Genomic DNA, 18,566 nt, shown 5'->3' with positions numbered 1-18,566 from the left:
ATTTATATTAAGCTCAGTATCAAACAATGAATTAAATAGAGTTTTTCAAATCGAAAGTGATTAAATCATACTCGAATAGTCTTCAGTATTTTACTCAAAAAATTTGCACTAGGTACAAAAGCTTATCCCACCAAGAAGCTGAGCTGTTTAATGTTCTTAGACTCATGAAGAACAGCCATTGTAATAGGCAATTTATGCTGCATATGTATAAGCCATCCATGACCACCAATTGCTTTATCTAGTTTAGTACTAGATATAGCACAATTGATGTTATGCATAATGGTGCTAACTTTAGGGGCTAATTCAATGTCTCTTTTTTCCCAGTTAATTTTTGACCGAACTATGGGTTTTGTGGCGGAAGGCAAGGTCGAGTTTAGCCAAACCTTTTCGTGAGCATAAAGCCAATGAAAAGCCGCATAGCAAGACGCTTTTATTTCTTGCTTTATTGCTGAGGGCTTTTGTTGCAAGGCTCTTAATATTTGAGTCTTGTACCTCCGCCTTTTGGATTCAAACTTATACCGCCTTCTTCTTTGAACCAGCCCAGATTCAGATGAGATTACTTGCTCTACGCTTCCGGTAGAAATATGAAAACGTTTTGCAATGGCTTTACGATGAAATCCTTTGTAGCCCAAAGCAAGAATTATATTTATCACTTTATCGGTAATAATTCTGGGCTTGATTATAATTGGTATGTTCTCTTTCATTGCAAGGGCCTTTAAGTAGCATCTGCTTTTACCCGTTAAGCGACTAATTTCGGCTAATGATTTCTCTTGTTTCAATAATTTTATACAACTCGACTTTATCTTTTGTTGAGCAACAGATGGTTCACCATGACTAATTTCATTTATAGGGTTAGGGATATTTTTGCAGGTGTTGTTCAGCCAAAAATCAACTAAGAGATATTTAAATGGGTGCTGAGATACTTGTCCTGACAGCAAATATGATAAATACCTATAGTCGGCTTCAGAGTAGGGTAATAAATTTGGATCGCTGTGTTTTAATTCTTTTATGAAATTGAATAAATCTGATGTTAACTCTATCCTTTTAAATCTTTGTTTTCCATGCGTATAGCCACATTCGCGAATTTTTGTTATTAAATGATTTTGGTCAAATGATTCATTAGTTACCGCAATTCTTCTTAAAAAAGCACTAGCGAACTTAGCAATTTCATAACTAAGCTCAGAGCAAGTTTGTGCCTCTCCAGAAGTTGTCGGTAATAGATGTAATTTGACATGTGGTCTTTCAGGTAACACTTGATGAGTAAGCCAAACTTTATGTGACGGGCAAGCTTCAACACCTGGTACTTGATGAATGAGGTGCCAATATGAGACACCGTAACATCTCATGTCTTCTTTGGCACACACAGGGCAATATTTAAGAGATAGCACCTCTGATTCTTTGAAGCTAACCAACTGACAAGCTCTAATTACTGCATTGCCATCGTCTGATAGTAAAGCCTTATAAATATCTGTTGCTCGATGAGGTAAGAAGTAAGAAAAAAGCCTTCCTAAAGTTTGTTGTGCATAGATTTCTGATGCACTCTCTGCAGACATTTGGGATGCCTTTGTTATTCCAATGGTTAAATATGGGTGAATGCTGGCTCGCGGCCTTTTGAATAGAAGTTTTAGGTAATTTTTTTCTTTCATGCCCAAAATAGTCATATGCCGGACATATCGACTGAAAAGGGTTTCATCAGGGTATGTGGTAGGGAGTTGCATTTCAGCACCAATAATTAAATATTCTACTTACATTTTAGACTATCCTATTTGAACTGCTCCAAAGGGTCATCACACAACAGATTATTGTCTTTGAAGTATTTAAGTGGATTCTTCACCTCTACAGCCCTTCGTAGTAAATCTGGATCGACAATACGTACTGGTAAATCAATGGCATTTTGAAGTTCTCGTAGTTGATATTCAAATTCAGGATGCTGTGGTCTAGTGATATCACCGATAATTTTCTTATCTACTTTTGTTTGATCTATTTTAACAGATGAATTTGGCGTATCAGCTTTCTGATTTCTTCTGGGTAGTGTGTTTTCTTTACGAAGCTTTCTAACTTCTTCAGTTTTTGATGAAAGTCCACAAGATGAAATATGGGCTTGTTCTAGCACAGCGGTTGTGATCCGTTCATCACCAGAACCAATCACCAATCTTTGGGCATCTCGATAAATTCGGTGGGCCATATCAAGATTCCCAACAGACAGCTCAAACAACTTATCGTTTAGTTCATCACTCAATTCAGTAGAAACATTAGTCCAATGTAAGTCCCATAATTCATTTATAAAGTACTCCCATGATTGGCTACCTCTACGTAAAGCTTCCATTTCAAAGTAACCTGCGCTTTCTGCTCTTCGGGCTGCTTTTAGTGTTCTTGATAGGGTTTGGTTGAAAGGAGGATTTGCGCAAAAAAATATGGGTACGCCTAATTTATTCATTAAACTATGTAGAAAATTAAGTAAGTTATTTTCTCCGCCAGTTCTTCTGAAAACCAATCGTTGCATTTCGTCTATAACTAAAAGACCTAAAAAACTCGACTTGATTTTTTGTTCTATTTGCCTAGTTAACTTTCCAATAGTACCTTCTGGTTTTGTTTTTTCATTACTAAGAGTTAAATCGAGTGAAGCAAGTATCTCTTCACAAAGATCTCTTACACTTGAATTGTTAGGACAATCAACCTTGATCCACACCACCTGATGACGGTGTTCCATCGCTTGACCTTGGTATGAATCATGTTCAATAATATTAGGGAAATAATTAAGAACTTGTTCTAACATGCAGGACTTACCAACACCGCTTTCACCAACAAGTGTAATTCCATCACCTTTCGGCTCAAAATAACCTGTATGTGGTTCAATTTCAGGTCTATCGGCAACTGTATAATGTAAGTACTGCGCAGTTGTTGGACTAAGTGGGTTTTTCGCGGAATAACCTGTTTTGATAGCAACTTCAATAGCTCTAAAACAATCATAATAAAGAGGCAACGGTTGCCGTAATGCTTTTAGTCTAACCGTATACTCTTCTCTTACTAGTGGGTCTAGATGTTTTCTAATTTCTTCATCTAGCTCAGGATAATGACCAAAAGATTCCATTACTTTAACTTTACTTGCTTTAGGGGTGAGAGCTTCAATAAGTGGGTTACCTTGATGCTCTGGTAATATAGCTTTATTGTATTTGGCTTTTTCTTTACGCATATTCTAATTACCTTTCTTAGGCCGTCTGCGAGGTAGATAAAAAACCTCGCTTGATTTAGCTTCAGCCTGCTTAGGATTATTTTCTTGTTGTGCTAAGTCAGATGTATTATTCACAGGACTTGCCGTAGTGTTTATTTCATTCTCACGATGTTCACGGGTATTTCTGACTTTCTCTGTAAATGATAGATCATCTTTTTTAGCTCTTGATTTTACCTTTTTTTCGATTTCCTTACGTTTATCTCGAGCATCAATGGATTCTACACTTATTGGCGTTTCTTCTTTTTTTATATCTAGCCAGTCTTGAATAAATTCAGACTCATGCATTGGTTGATTTTTTAACATCCTACTTTTAGGAAGTAAGTTACATTTGATAAAACCTTCGTTTTTATCAAATTTCACATAAATATAATTGGTTGTATTTTCATTGATGCGCCCATCTAATTGCCATTGACCTTGTGCCCTAGCTATTGATGCCAAATTATCTTTCATAACTCGTTCACAAGAGTAATACATGCCGTTATATTCAATTCCATCACGCGTCATGCTAACTTTTACAGGAGGGTACAACCGACTAATAACATCATTACTATCTGCAACATTTAAAGCATGTTTATGTTCAGATAAGTGAATTTTCCAGAAGTTTAAAGGGGTTGGTGCTAAATTTCGTTGAATTAAAAGTGCACTCGATCTTGCTAAGCTAGTGCGTGTGGTTCTATTCAATTCTAATACGGCCTCAATAAGCAATCCTGTAAACTCCTGAAGTGTATACACAGCATCTTTTCTCGGGTCTTTATCTCCACGAATAACTTTTCCACCTCGTGTTGTACCTAAAAGTTGATGTATGATTTCTTTATTTAAAAGACCAAAAGAACGCTCAACCATCGCTTTAAAATCAGGGCGATACGGTGGAGATAATTGCAACTCAGTTAGAGGGACTACTAACTTTTGAGGCTGTAAACCAATCATTTCGCCATTATCACACATGAGTCTTAAAGGGATATGTGCAACAGGCCAATCTGACTCCTGAATATCTATGCCGAATTCTTTACAATAGGACGATTTTGGTAAAAAAGCATTTGCCATTGTCTGTCTCGCTGCCCTCCATGATGCGTGATAAAGAGATACGTTTAACCCGACTACTAACCCACTAGCCCTATCTACTATTGAATAGATCGTTGGCCGCCCTAGGACATACTGTTTGCCAAAACCTGACACAAGATGAACGTCTGCAACCGTTGCATCAATTTCAAAACAACTACCAGGCACAGTCCAACTATCTTTTGAACTTCCCAATAAACCTCTTTTATTTAATAAATAATCTCGCTCTGTTGTAGAGGATTTAATAATATTTTCAGGCTGAAATAGCTTTTTTTTCCATGAGGTTAGTTGTTTGTAACTAGGAACGTATGGTGCTTTACCTAGTGCATTCGCTATTTTCACTTCATCAAAATAATAAGTCCTTAATAGTTCCTTATAAGTTTCTCTAAGGTTTTTTCCATGGGGTTTTAGATGATGTTTTTTAAGAGATTTTCGAAAATTATTCTTATCTATATCTTCTAATTTATATGTTTTGGAGCGCTCTACCGCTAAAGTTCTTGGAACCTTTGGTGCCCCCAAGGCCTTACCTGTCGCTTTTCTTTCTTTACCAATACCACCACTATTTTGATAAGCAGGTAGAAAAGCATTCTTATCTTGTCCGTAGCGCCAATAGAGATTTAATAGTCGTGCTATATTCTTATGATATGTACTTTTTTCTTTGGCATAAGACGCTAACGTAGGGACTCTTTTTTTTGTTGCGTAATCAAATAAAAAATCCAGATCATAAACAATACCCTCAATTAGCTTAAAGTTAACATTTCTTTTTCTGATATGTTCTTCACTTAATTCTTCTTCACTAACAAGCATATGAGGCGGTAAAATGAATTCACTTTCAAGAATTGAATGACTCGCTATTTCAGATTGGAATAAGTTAAAATCTATTACCAAAGGGCGATATAAAGATTTGCTTTCTTTAATTGGGAATAATGCAATACATGAAAGATCATCAAAAATATGAATAACTCGATATAAACCAGAATCGATACCATCAAATTCTTCAATTTGCCAAAGGCTATTTTTAAGAATTTCCAATAGCTAAATCCTCTTGATTAAAGTTTGTTGTTAATATATTGATAAAATCAGCATTTTCTAATGAATATGAAATATCAACGCTAATATACTTTTTCGCAATTAAGATTCTTAGTAGATTCAAGGATTCGTCATGTACTACATCTGCTCTTTCAACAAAGTCATTACAGATATCACGAATAAATTGTTTACCTGGTGTAATTAGATGTATCGCTAACTCTAATTGATGTTGAGTGAATGGTTGTGTTCCTTCTCTTAAAGGGTGAGTTGCCCAATTAATATTATTACTTTGTATTTTTGTACTTTCAGAACCTACAAAGTAAGAAAAATTAATACCTAGAAGCTCCCACCACACACGTTCAATTTCAAGCTTTTCCAAGACTCTTTGGTTATCAGATTCGGTTTCAGGCTTAACAGAAATAGCTTCAAAAACTATTTGGCCGTTAATACTTCTTGTCAGCAGGAAATCTGTCGTGATTATTATTGGGACATTAGTTTTAGGATGAGTTGGATGTTTAACCCCTAAGGATTCTGCAATTTTAATAGATAAGTTAATTGGAAAAAGGGGAAATTGCTCTCTGATATCAATTACAGAATCACAATGCTCTGCAAGATAGAAGAACTCTGTTTCGATTAAAGAAAGGGTATGATGAACTCTGTGCGTTTTGAGACCAAGTATTTGAGAGCGAACTCCCTTTGATTTAACATCCTGAACTCGAAGCCAAGGTTTATATAATTTGCCTTCGCCTACACCATACTTATTTTTTAAAGACCTCTTAAAATCTTCAAATGTTTCTAACCTTCGGCCTGCCATTTATAAAGTCCACTGATAATTATTACCACTAATAATAGTAATAAATCAGCTTATGGACAAACTTTAAGGGAAATAATTATCCTTATGGACAATCTTTAACGGCTATGGACAAACTTTATTGTCGCTACACACAATTAAACCGCTTGACCGCAAGCATATCCACTAGCCCAGCAAAATTGGAAATTATAGCCTCCCAACCAACCAGTGACATCAATCACTTCACCAATAAAGAACAGCCCTTGCTGTTTTTTACTTTCAAAGGTTTTACTTGATAGCTCATCAGTGTCAACACCACCTAACGTAACTTCGGCTGTTCGGTAACCTTCAGTACCATTCGGCTTAATCTGCCACGCATGTAAATATTCACTTAGTGCAGTAATTTCAGGGTGATTAAGTTGTTTGATTGGTTTATCTGCAATAATTCCGTCTTTAACTAGTACTTCAACAAAGCGTTTCGGTAATAAGGTCGCCAGTAAGTTTTTCACTGACTTTTGTCCTTGTTCGTTTTGCCATTGAATTAAGGTTTCGCTCAGGTTACATTCTGGCAATAAATTTATAGTTACCGCCTGCCCTGCGCGCCAAAAAGACGATATTTGTAAAATTGCTGGCCCTGATAAACCCCGATGGGTAAACAAAATATTTTCTTTAAAGCTTGTACCATCTTCACTGGTGACTTCAGTCAATAAGCTAATACCAGATAAACCATCAAAACGTTGTTTGTCGTGCTCGTGCAAGGTGAACGGCACTAATGCTGCTAGGGTTTCCAGTACGTTTAAATCAAATTGCTCAGCAATCTTATAACCTATGGGTGTTGCGCCCAATTTAGGCATGGTTAAACCGCCAGAGGCGACAACTAAGGATTTGCATTGATAGCTTTTGTCATTGGTTGTTACGCTATAACCGTCGTCAATTTTGGTGACCGACAGCACTTCACTGCGCAGATTAACTTCAACACCTGCCCACTCACATTCGGTCATCAATATATCAACCAGATCTTGCGCGCTATCATCACAGAACAGCTGGCCAAGTGTTTTATGGTGATACTTCAAACCATGACGATCCACCAAATCAATGAAATCTTGCGCGCTATAACGACTTAAAGCAGATTTGGCAAAGTGTGGGTTTTGACAAAGATAATTTTCAGGCGTGGTATTTTCATTGGTGAAATTACAACGACCACCACCACTGATCAACACTTTACGAGCAGGTTTTTTACCCATATCAACCACAACAACGCTTTTACCACGATAGCCTGCTTGTGCTGCACACATTAAGCCTGCGGCACCGGCACCAATTATTAATACGTCTGTTGTGATCACTGTTACACCTTAAGAATAAAAGCCTTATGAGTACGCTTATGGACGTTCTTACGCAGAGGGCTTTGAAAATTTCGCCGCTATTATAATCTTTATGCAAATAGGGCGTATACAAAAAGGTTGATGAAAAGGCTTTATTCCCAATAAAGCGCGTAAATACCTCGTATTACTATTTCTAAAATAAAGAAAAGTAAAGATTGTGTAAAGGTAGGAACTCTTCCCTAAAGTGGCTATCTATTGCTGCATAACATTCGCCAACAAATTGTTGCAACTTTACATTATGGAAAACAGATGATGACACTTAAAACCCTACAAGCCTTAAAGAGCTGCCTTGCTGCTGGCATCTTACTATTTATCTTACTGGGCTGTGATTCTAGTGACGATGGTAGCGGAGAGGGCTACGTTAAACTCTATAATTTATCAAAAGATTCACCCAGCATTTATTTAACCCTAGATGAAGATCTTACTGAAGATAACGACGATGATGATCATTTTGAACAAACATTTTCGGCTATTTCCTATGGCAATGCCCATAGTAATATCAGCTTAACAAGCCAAGATTATTACTATCAATTAGCTTGGCAAGATGATGACAGCTCTGCGACCGATGATCTGTCAGTTATTTATGAAAATAGCATAGCGTTAACTGAAGATACTATTCATATGATAGTACTGAGCGATAGCATTTTATCTCCACAAGTTATGGTGCACAGTATTCCTGTCATTGATGATGACGATGATACGATCGACGATCTATTTAATCTTAGGGTGCTAAATATGCACTCAAACCAGCAAGCCGTTGATTTTTATCTTTCTAAGGATGATGGAAGTTTTAATGAAGCAGTGTTAGTTGGTCAATATACTTACCAGCAGTTATCAGATAATCAAAAACTTGATCAAGATGATTATATTTTTTATATCACTAAAGCAGGTAACGAAGAGGTGTTGTTCACTTCAAGTAGCATCCCTTTTGCCTATAGCTCTCAAAATATTATGATTGTCAGAGAAAACAACGGCGCGGGCACATCACCTTATGTGTTAGATATCATGTCGGACTCTACGGTAATTAACTATGTTGACGATAAATCTGAGGCACAATTTAGCGCTTATAATGCCGTTGCTAATCATGAGCTGTTAAGTAATTACCAAGAAGCTTTTGCGCTGCATATCAACGGTGTTGACGATACCCCCGTAATCGCTTTTTTACCCTACGGTGAAATGAGTAATGCACTAATCTTAGCAAGTGGTGACTACAGCGTAGATCTCACCACTACTGAGAACAATACCCCGTTACTAAGTAATCATTTATTATCTTTAGTTGAAAACACCAATAAAACCCTGTTTTTCTATGCTGAGCAAGAGTATATCGATACCGATAACGACGGTAACATTGATGAAAATGGTGATGGCATCATTGATGAAATTGAAGTTAACCTATTCTCTTTGATGGTTGAAAATAGTTCACTGACCAGTATTTACGAACATGAAATTGAAATAATTAACTTAATTCAATCTGATGATTTTTCTCAAGTAACAGTATTCTTTGTCAGACAAGATGAAACCATCAACTCTGCTACTTATTACCGTGAGACAAATTACAAAAATACCAGTTCAATCCTCTTAAAAAATAACAGCTATCAAGTTTTTGTTGTTGCTAAGGATAATGGTAGTTCAATTATATTGAATTCATTTGAATTGATACTCAATGAACAATCCATAGAGCAATTTTTAATACTCGAAAGCAGTGACAGTTCAGCTACCGGTTATAAAACAACAATGTTTACGCAAACCTCTGCTCAAGAATCAGAATAAGCAGCATGTTAACAGCAGAAGAGCATCTAACCCCTAACAAACTGGTTATTGCCCAAGTCGAATTAAATTTTTTAAATCGTTCTGTGCGGTTTCTAGGAGAGTCGGTTACGACAACGGGATTAGAGTTTAATTTACTGGCTGTACTTATGATCGATGCAGGTTCGTTGATTTCAAGAGAGATTATTGCTCAGCGCATTTTTCAACGTAAGCTGGACAGTTGTGATAAAAGTATTAATAGTCATATAGCCAATTTAAGAAAGAAGCTGCTGGCGATTTCTTCGCGTCCAGTGATTAAAACAGTTAAGGGACAGGGCTATATATTCTTAACGTCTTCTTGTGTTTAAAATATTAATACCAAAAAAAATGTCCCTTCAAAGGTGTTTTGCACTATTGAGGGGACATTTAATTAGATAATAATTTAAAGCGGGGTAGTTAAACGCTTATGCGCTTGCTTCTGTCATTATACTGCTACTGCCAGTTTTGGCTAGTTCTGCTAAATCTTTATCCACGAAGAATAAAGCGTGACCATCATTACCTACTAAATTGATTTTATCTAAAATACCTTTGAATAACGTCTCTTCTTCATGTTGCTCAGCAACATACCATTGTAGGAAGTTAAACGTAGAGTAGTCTTGATTAGTAAATGCTTCATGAGCCAATGAGTTAATGCGCTCAGTGATTAAACACTCATGCTCATAAGTTAGTTCAAATAACTGACCTAAGCTTTCAAATTCATGTGGTGGCGCATCTATAGCACCAATGATAGGTAAAGCACCAGTTTCACTCACGTAAGTAAACAAACGATTCATATGCTGAATTTCTTCATTAGCATGTTTACGTAGAAACTCTGCACCACCGGCAAAACCTTTTTCTTCACACCATGCACTCATTTGTAAGTACAAGTTTGAAGAGTAAAATTCTAAATTAAGTTGTTGATTTAACTTTTCTACCATTTCAGCTTTTAACATGATTTTGCCTTAAAGATTTAAATTGGGTGAATTCTGCCTTTTTATCAGTATTGATTCAAGTAATAAATCGTATCACTTCAATTTTACAAACATAAAAAAACCTTATTAACCAAGTGGTTAATAAGGTGCATTATTCTTATTCGTGTTCTTAAACTGATTGCTTTTAGTATCAGCTTTAATGAACGATTTTAATACGTTAACCGTTCTTTAGAAGTTAAAGCTGATCGAGAATAACTTCAGCTTTACTGACTTCAAACGATTTAGGCTCCTCTACATGCAAGCTAATGACTTCACCATTATCTATAATCATGGCGTAACGTTGAGAGCGCACACCACCAAAAGTGGCCGTGTCCATACTTAAACCTAATGCTTTGGTATAGCTACCATCACCATCGGCTAACATCATAATATTTTCAGCGTTTTGCGACTCTCCCCAAGCATTCATAACAAAAGCGTCGTTTACTGATAAACAAATTATCGCGTCTACACCTTTAGCTTTTAATTCATCTGCCGAAACTACATATCCAGGTAAGTGTGCCGCAGAGCACGTTGGTGTGAAAGCACCAGGAACAGCAAATAATACTACCTTTTTAGCCGCAAAAAGTTCCGCGGTATTATGCGTGGTCATCTCACCGTTTTTTAATTCTTGCAGATCGCCTACTGGCATTAGTTGGTTCAATTCGATCATGAAAACACCTCTGTGAGTTTGTGAGAAATTTGTATAAATCGTTGAGTGATTTACGCAGGTAAAAATTAATTAGACCTAGCTTAACAAACTTGGACTTATTAAGACGCTTTTTTAAGTGTAAGACCGATATCATTTACCTGATTACTGACATCAACAGAAATCACATTCGATAATTGCTGCGAGTCGCTGACTTCTTTATCGACATTGGCCATGGCTTGCTCAAAGGCGATAAAGTGTGTGCGTTGCAAGGTGATTTGCTCCAGAGTATCTTGAGCAACCGTTGCAGAAACTTGCGCCTGCCCTGTTACCGCTAACGCGGTTTCTTGCAATTCATCAGCAATAATACGTTGATTATTCGATGCTTTTTCTATGTCGTTAATAATACCTTCAATAGAATTACTCGCACTTTGTAATTGAGTTAAGCGTGCTGAAATTTGTTTGAGCGATTGCTGCGTTTTACCCGCAAGTTGGCGGACTTCATCGGCAACGACAGAGAAGCCGCGGCCATGTTCACCTGCCCTTGCCGCTTCAATGGCAGCATTAAGCGCCAACAAATTAGTTTGATCCGCAATAGCGCTAATCACATCAACGATAGAGGTAACCGATTCAACCGAATGAAATAGTGAAGTAATGGCACCTTTGCTTTCCTTTGCTGCCAAATTAGTAGATTCGCTTGCTGCCAGCACTTGTGACACATGATGCTGACTTACTTCCATTGCTTGTTTGGTTGCCTGAGCATTGTTAACGACTTGCCCTGATAGGGTATTCACTGTTTCGGTTGCCTCACCTAAGGCCTCCATAATTTTTCTCGCTCCTTGAACATGCTCGCTGGTGGTATGCGATGACTGATAAATGCTTTTGACTTGGCTTTCCATGGTGGTTAAGGCTTTGGCGACTAAGTCCAATTGCTGTGCTTTGTCTTTATCATCTTGCGCTAGCTTATTAACCATGTGATTGAAACTAGTAGATATTTCACCAAATTCTGTTCTGTTATCAATATTAGTAATGTTGTCTACTTTGCCCTGCTCCACCAATTGTACAAAGCTATCACGTAAGTTACGTAACGGTTGCAGAATAACACTGCGCTGCAACCAGTAATTTGCTAATAAAAATACCACCAAAAAGATAAGTAGTCCGATGACAATAATATAAAGCTGCTCATTTATTTTTTCTTGCTGTTGTGAAATTTCTGCTTCACCTTGCATGATGGCTTTTTCAATATTGCCCACTTGTTTAGCCAACAGCGCAAAACCCATTTTTCGTTGTTGCTGCTGAGCTAAAGTATTTTCTAATTCTCGTTGATAACGATTAAATAATGACTGTAATTCATTAATAGCTTCAAGGCTTAGATCTTGCTTTTCCTCATCATCACCGAGTAAATTTTCACTGTCATCAAACAAGTCGTCATCACTCTCTTCATAAATAGCTAACGCTTTTTGCAGTGACAAAAAACTACCTAGGCCTTTTAACTCTTTTAAAAGAGGATTTACCGATTGAATATTTGGCTGTGCCTGGGTAAAAATAGCTTCTCTAGCACTGACTAAATCGGCAAGTAACTTCCCTATGGTCTGTATTGTCACGAGGTAGTTAAACTGCTCTTTTACTGACAGTACTTGAGTATTTTGTACATGGTTTGATAAATCATTATTAAGCGCGATCATTTCTTGTTCGCCGTTACGTAACAGCACTAAAGGGTCACCACTGAGTTTACCCATGGCGCGAAATTTGGTATCAATATTATTGGCGAGTGCCTGTGCTTGCGAGTCTATTTGCTTAGAGAGTTTATCGATATTTAAGCTATACGTTTTTTTAACAATACCCGTAAGTTGTTTTTGCGCCTTGTTTAGCAAAGCCGCATCACCAGTTTGTAAATACTCAACAATAGTTCGATTAAACTCAACCGTTGTTAAGGAAATAAGTGCTTGATAGCCCTTATATTGTGCCCTACTTTCACTTAACGACTCACCCACGTGATACATGGTTGCCATAAAAATAGCGGTAAAAATACTGATTGCCGTTACAGACAAACGAGAAAAGCTAGAAACGCGCATAGCATGAATGCCTTTGAAGTAAATAAAGGCAATAATCACTCATCTTTATGACAGTAAGGTTACATAATTGTGACGTATTTATGTAAGGTTTTAAATGACTATGCTAAGTAATAGGTTTTGGGATTGCCTGTTTAACATAAACATCAAAGCGATTTTTTTTCATATTGATGCTCATCGATGGTTTTTTATTTGCCAGTGGCGGCGCATAACTTGGACGTTTTACCACAACACGGTATTTTGCTAACGCTAATGCAGGTTCAAGTAAATCATCTGCATCAAGGTCTTCACCTACCAGCGATTGGAATATTCGCATTTCTTTTTTAACCGCAGCTGATTTTTCACGGTGCGGATACATAGGGTCTAAATACACAACATCGGGTTCAATAGCTAAGTCGACTTCCTCTAGCGATGAACCGTGAATTAATTGCATGTTATTGGCAATATCGGCAACTTCATGATTTAGTTTTGCACGCTCAATCCCATCATCTAACAGTGCAGCTACCACAGGCATGCGCTCTAATAATGTGAGCTTACAGCCAAGGCTTGCTAATACAAATGCGTCTCTGCCAAGTCCTGCGGTAGCATCTAAAACATGTGGTTTAAAGCCATGTTTTAAGCCAACGGCTTTGGCAATATCTTGACCTCGACCGCCACCAAATTTACGTCGATGTGCGACTGCACCTTCAACGAAGTCTACCTTGATAGCACCCAGTTTAGGTTCATCTAACTTGCAAAGCTCTAAGGCGTGATGATGCATTTGTAACATAAATTCAAGTTTTGGCTGTTTACTGGCAGCGGCAACATGACCTAAGTAGTTAAACTGCCATTTTTTGGCAAGGCGTTTAGCGTATTCACTATCAACACTATCTACGTAACCAAGGGCGATGTTGCTTAAGTGTTCGCTGGCAATAATCGGGCTCATTAGTTTCCTATATCTTTGTCTAAGACAGACAAGTTTTTTTAGTTTAATTCTACAATATTGTCTTCATTATAAAGCTTTGTCTTTCACTAACCACACAAATGGCTAGTTAATTGCTTCTTAAGTAGCTTTTAATGCAATTTATCATCAATTTTTCCTCGCCGCCTATTAACAATGCCACTGAATTTATATTAAAATAAAACAACTTGCTCTTTATTCACACAAATAGATAATAAGTGACTGAATAATTGGTTTACTTTAATATCGCAGGAAAGCTTTTGTCATTATCGGATGCTGTAAATAAACACCCAAAAAGCCCAAACCCACAGCTTTGTGCCGTGACCTTATTAGGTAATTTAGTCGCAACTCCTGATATTCGTTATCGTGCTAATCCTGCAACCGCAGTGACTGAAATTGTGTTAGCTACATCCAGTAAATGGCTAGATAAAATAACTAATAAGTATAAAGAGTGGACTAGCTACCATCATGTAAAAGTAGAAGGTGAGTTGGTCGAATTGGCATTACTAAATGCCAATAAAGGTGACATAATTTTACTGCATGGATATTTAAGTAATATTAAGCCAAAATCGACAGATAAAAGCACTAATCACTTAGGTATTGTACACGCAAACTTTGTACAAAAATTTGAAAAAGGTTATACACAAGCAATCAACCAAATTCATTGTAGTGCTCAATTAACGTCAAAGCCAAAACTGATGTTAACCGAACAAAATAAGAATATTACCCAAGCAAATATTGTCATTAACCAGCATATCTATAATACCGATAAACAAGCGTGGCAGACAATTTCAGTAGAACGCGCCATTCATGTTTGGGGAAAACAAGCACAATATCTAGCAGAACATGGTGATATTGGTGATGAACTGATGTTAGAAGGTAAATTAAGTTACACCAGCGGCGTTAGCAAAGATCAATTTATTGAAGTAAAAAATGTGCATTTATTTAAAGGCACTTAAAGAAAAAGATAAAAATTCGTTAACAAAATACTGAACTATGGATGACTCAATTTAATGCTTATCGCAAAGCGCGCGACCTTTTTTATTTTTTCCCTCTGTCTGTTTTTCGTCAGTGGTGCTAATGGTGCCAGTAAAGAAAAGCAATATTTATTACAAAAAATAGCGCAAGCCCCGCAATTAGAAACAGCGGATGACCAGTGGTTATTACTACTGGAACAGCCAGGAAACAGTCAGTTCTATTACCTTGCAAATAAGCGAGGTAAAATTTATCAGTTGGAACAAGATAGTCCTGATAACACGACTTTATTATTAGATTTACAGCATTTTTCGACTAAAGAGTCCGCGCTTCAACTAACCGCTTTTACCTTACATCCTAACTTCTCATTACGTGATCAAGCAGGTTATGGCACTTTCTATACTGCCCATGTTGAAAAAGTTATTAACAACAGAAAAAGAAAGCGTCTAAAAGATCCTGCTGTTACCACACCACTTTCTTATGATGCCATCGTGACCGAATGGCAATTAAATGTAACCAAGCAAGTCGATGAATCAAGCCAACGTGAAGTTTTAAGAATAGCCGTTCCCACTTTAGAAAGCGGCATTAGGCAATTAAACTTTAATTCTTACAGTAAATCATGGCATGAGGACTTTGCTCAGCTTTATATTTCACTGTCACACAACTTAGAACTACAGCAACATCCACTTTATTCAGGTGCCATCTTACGCATTCATCCACAACGAAAAGGTATCAAAAGTTATAGCGTACCTCACGACAACCCATATTACGCGAATGAAAAATTTGAAAAGGCACTGTATTTATTCGGTGCAGGCAATATAAATCAATTTATTTGGCCAGATAGGTATGCCACTAAATTGCTGATATCACATCAATACAGCGTTAATGGCATAGTAAGACATTGGATATCTTATAGTGATGGTGGGGAAGATTGGCGCAAACAAGCACCTAGAAATTTTTTATATCAAAATCAAAATACGTTAGCTGCCAATAGTTTATTAGTATACCGAGGTCAAAATGCACCAACCTTGCGCAACAAACTATTATTGTTAACTAAAAATAAAAAAGAATGGCAACTCAACTCATTATCCCATGAAATTTCACCCGAGATAGCACTTGAGAACAATCAATCCAGTAATCAGCAAAAAGCACTTTCCGCTCCCACAATAGAGTGGCTTTTGAAACAACAAGCCTTGCAAGCAAATCACTTAACTCTCTACCGTGATAATCGCGGAGAACTGCTGTTTTTCAATGAAGATACTGGTGCTATATACCAATTATTCCAACAAGACATAAGTTTAGCCGTAAAAGAAAGTCAACAAAGTGGATTCAGTGGCCTGACTTTCTTGTTTATTCTCATGCTACTTTTGCTTCTCGGCTATATTTTGTATCAGATGAAGACTCAACAGAAATCGGCTAAGGCCTTCGTTCGTAGAGAGTTTTCTAACCTAGTTCTAACTGAAGATAAATTATCAATAAAACTATTTAAACGTCATGAGAAGAAAGCAGAAAAGGTAATAGCATTAGCTGATATTAATCAGTGCCAAGTATTACTTGGAGATTTGGTTATTGCGACCATTAATACCACCATGGGACACGGCTTTGACGAAGAACATGAACAGGCATTACGCGATATATTCCATATTGAGCAAATTGCAAAAATGACCGACGGCAAAGTTCGTCGTATTAACTTAGCGCTTCATACCGAATCAAAAAAGAGACACATCATTTGTTTATATTTACGCAAAGGCAGCGATAGAATAACCAAAAAAGGTTACTTTACCGTGGTTGATGAGGCCATTGATTGGTGCTGGCTCATTGCCAAGAATATCAATAGTGAGCAAACAGGTACACGTTCTTTCAAACCAAAATTCACTGCTGATATAGCGCGCACTGAGCATAAGACTCATGATGATACTCCGCTACACACTCAAGCATCGATTATCCGTCCTGCAACTCGTCTTCATTCAGTTGTAGATGATATAGAACCTGAAAAAGTGGCGGAAGTAACTATCTCAGAAAAAAGTAATGATGAAATCACTTTAGTTGATAAACATGATGCTACCGCAATAGAGTTAGCCAGAGTAGAAACCGACTTGGTTAACGCCTTAGAAAAGTTAGTTAAACTGCAACAACAGGGGTTTTTAACTATTGATGAATTTGAGCAAGCGAAAGCCAAGTTATATCATTTTAAATAAGTTTTTATCTTGAAAGTGAGCTGAAAAAATCAAAGCTAATAATCAGAGTAAGTCATTGAGCCATTCGCTATAATACCAATCAAGCGCCTTGCTCTTAACAATTAACTCTCATTACTTATGTTGTACTGAAGTTGAACCATTAATTTAATTAGTATAACCATGCTTTCCAAGTTTCTCTTATTTTCCGCCCGTTTATCGACCACTAAAATACTGGCGAGCCTCATCATCATAATGATTCTCGCGACCGGTTTATATCAATGGCTGATACATACGCCCGCATTTTCGCCGCAGGTAAGCGCAGTATCGACCACAACAGAAAATGATTTCAGTTTAACTGACTGGACAATAAACTTAGTTGACAAACTAAACTGGCAACAAGGCGGCAGTTCAACGTTTTTCAATGCAGGGTTACTGTTTGTTTTTTTATCGTTGGCAACCAGTGTTGGTTTACCCAGACAAATTGCTGCATTAGTTGCGGGCATTAACTTAGGTGCTTTCATCGGCATCATTGTTGCCACTTTGGCAGCTACACTCGGTTGCTTCATCACTTTTAGTGTCGCTCGTTATTTGTTAAGCGACTGCATTACACGTAAATATCCCAGTAAACTTGCTCAATTATCGGCGTTTCTTGGTGAGCAAACCTTTTTGAAAGCAATTGTGATTCGTATATTACCTTTAGGCAGTAATTTTATAACCAATATTATTGCAGGCGTTAGCAAGGTATCAATGCCCGCTTATGTTAGTGGCTCTTTTGTCGGCTTTATCCCGCAAATGGTTATATTCTCACTTGCCGGCAGCGGTATACGTTTAGGGGCACAAAATGAATTAATTGCTAGCGCAACATTATTTGTTATTGCCCTTATATTAACGACTTATCTCGTGAAAAAGCATAAAGCAAAAACTAAAAACTAAAAAAGATACTCTGACATGATTTAGTGCTTCAATTACTTAGCCTACAACAGAAGGCTGTGTTCAATTTTATGATGAATATCCGCTGCTTCAACTAGCGATTTTGCGGTTAACTTCTCCACACTGTAAACTTCAGTAGATACACCATATTTTTCGCGTACTTTTCGTAGTAACAAATCAAAGTCGCCATCTCCTGAGAGTAAAATCACAGTATCTACCTCAGCTGCAGCTTCCATAATATCGATAGTAATACCGACATCCCAATCGCCTTTAGCCGAACCGTCACTGCGTTGAATATAAGGTTTTAGCTTAACGTCAAAACCAATATGTTTAAGCGCTTTTTGGAATTTGTGCTGTTGATCATCACTACGTTGAATAGCATAAGCATTAGCGATAGTAATCTCGCCTTGTGCCATTAATTCTTGCCATAATAAGCGGTAGTTGAATTGTTTCGCATAGGTATCTCGGGTGGTGTAATAAATATTCTGTACATCGACAAACACGGCAATTTTTTTCAATATGAACTCCTGAAATTGAAGGCATTTATACCCAAGTAATTTGAAGATACAGGATTCAGC

15 protein-coding genes are annotated in these 18,566 nt (G+C 37.2%); 5 read left to right on the top strand and 10 right to left on the bottom strand.

The window, feature by feature from the left end:
* Nucleotides 1-122: 122 nt before the first annotated feature.
* The 5 genes from CXF79_RS05985 to CXF79_RS05965 form a co-directional block, all read right to left on the bottom strand.
* A complete protein-coding gene (locus CXF79_RS05985) occupies nt 123-1,718 on the bottom strand; it encodes a TnsD family Tn7-like transposition protein (RefSeq protein ID WP_101154326.1) in 1,596 nt (531 codons plus the stop codon).
* Between the two features lie 44 nt (nt 1,719-1,762).
* Nucleotides 1,763-3,193 (bottom strand): ATP-binding protein, encoded by a 1,431-nt coding sequence (locus CXF79_RS05980; RefSeq protein ID WP_101154325.1) that lies wholly within the window; start codon nt 3,191-3,193, stop codon nt 1,763-1,765.
* A gap of 3 nt (nt 3,194-3,196) precedes the next feature.
* Nucleotides 3,197-5,323: a transposase gene (locus CXF79_RS05975; RefSeq protein WP_101154324.1), complete on the bottom strand. Its 2,127-nt coding sequence runs from the start codon at nt 5,321-5,323 to the stop codon at nt 3,197-3,199.
* Nucleotides 5,310-6,134: a TnsA endonuclease N-terminal domain-containing protein gene (locus tag CXF79_RS05970; protein ID WP_101154323.1), complete on the bottom strand. Its 825-nt coding sequence runs from the start codon at nt 6,132-6,134 to the stop codon at nt 5,310-5,312. Before CXF79_RS05970 ends, CXF79_RS05975 begins: the two co-directional genes overlap by 14 nt.
* A gap of 134 nt (nt 6,135-6,268) precedes the next feature.
* The gene (locus tag CXF79_RS05965) at nt 6,269-7,453 is read right to left on the bottom strand and encodes an NAD(P)/FAD-dependent oxidoreductase (protein ID WP_011041020.1); all 1,185 of its coding nucleotides are present in this window, start codon (nt 7,451-7,453) and stop codon (nt 6,269-6,271) included.
* 288 nt (nt 7,454-7,741) lie between these two features.
* On the opposite strand from CXF79_RS05965, the gene CXF79_RS05960 reads away from it, so the two are divergent.
* On the top strand, nt 7,742-9,262 hold the full coding sequence (locus CXF79_RS05960; protein WP_011041019.1) for a DUF4397 domain-containing protein: 1,521 nt from the start codon (nt 7,742-7,744) through the stop codon (nt 9,260-9,262).
* A gap of 5 nt (nt 9,263-9,267) precedes the next feature.
* Nucleotides 9,268-9,606: a winged helix-turn-helix domain-containing protein gene (locus tag CXF79_RS05955; RefSeq protein ID WP_101154322.1), complete on the top strand. Its 339-nt coding sequence runs from the start codon at nt 9,268-9,270 to the stop codon at nt 9,604-9,606.
* Between the two features lie 96 nt (nt 9,607-9,702).
* Here the strand turns inward: CXF79_RS05955 and ftnA are convergent, their stop codons facing one another.
* From ftnA to CXF79_RS05935, 4 genes are all read right to left on the bottom strand, one after another.
* Nucleotides 9,703-10,230, bottom strand: a complete 528-nt coding sequence (gene ftnA / locus CXF79_RS05950) for a non-heme ferritin (RefSeq protein ID WP_011041017.1) — start codon at nt 10,228-10,230, stop codon at nt 9,703-9,705.
* A 214-nt stretch (nt 10,231-10,444) separates the two neighbouring features.
* Entirely contained in the window at nt 10,445-10,897 is a 453-nt protein-coding gene (locus CXF79_RS05945; protein ID WP_442871893.1) for a peroxiredoxin, read from the bottom strand.
* Nucleotides 10,898-11,016: 119 nt separating this feature from the next.
* Complete coding sequence (locus tag CXF79_RS05940; protein ID WP_101154320.1) at nt 11,017-12,969, bottom strand: methyl-accepting chemotaxis protein; 1,953 nt, start codon at nt 12,967-12,969, stop codon at nt 11,017-11,019.
* Nucleotides 12,970-13,072: 103 nt separating this feature from the next.
* On the bottom strand, nt 13,073-13,855 hold the full coding sequence (locus tag CXF79_RS05935) for a class I SAM-dependent methyltransferase (protein ID WP_420794791.1): 783 nt from the start codon (nt 13,853-13,855) through the stop codon (nt 13,073-13,075).
* 311 nt (nt 13,856-14,166) lie between these two features.
* Between CXF79_RS05935 and CXF79_RS05930 the strand changes: the two genes are divergently transcribed.
* From CXF79_RS05930 to CXF79_RS05920, 3 genes are all read left to right on the top strand, one after another.
* Complete coding sequence (locus CXF79_RS05930) at nt 14,167-14,865, top strand: single-stranded DNA-binding protein (protein WP_011041012.1); 699 nt, start codon at nt 14,167-14,169, stop codon at nt 14,863-14,865.
* Nucleotides 14,866-14,919: 54 nt separating this feature from the next.
* Complete coding sequence (locus CXF79_RS05925) at nt 14,920-17,079, top strand: hypothetical protein (protein WP_101154319.1); 2,160 nt, start codon at nt 14,920-14,922, stop codon at nt 17,077-17,079.
* Between the two features lie 159 nt (nt 17,080-17,238).
* Nucleotides 17,239-17,991, top strand: a complete 753-nt coding sequence (locus CXF79_RS05920) for a TVP38/TMEM64 family protein (RefSeq protein ID WP_011041010.1) — start codon at nt 17,239-17,241, stop codon at nt 17,989-17,991.
* Between the two features lie 41 nt (nt 17,992-18,032).
* Here the strand turns inward: CXF79_RS05920 and CXF79_RS05915 are convergent, their stop codons facing one another.
* Entirely contained in the window at nt 18,033-18,506 is a 474-nt protein-coding gene (locus CXF79_RS05915; RefSeq protein WP_011041009.1) for an NYN domain-containing protein, read from the bottom strand.
* Between the last annotated feature and the right edge of the window lie 60 nt (nt 18,507-18,566).

This window comes from Colwellia sp. Bg11-28 (assembly GCF_002836245.1).
Classification (GTDB): Bacteria; Pseudomonadota; Gammaproteobacteria; order Enterobacterales; family Alteromonadaceae; genus Colwellia; species Colwellia psychrerythraea_A.
This window is presented reverse-complemented; position numbering and strand designations above follow the sequence as displayed.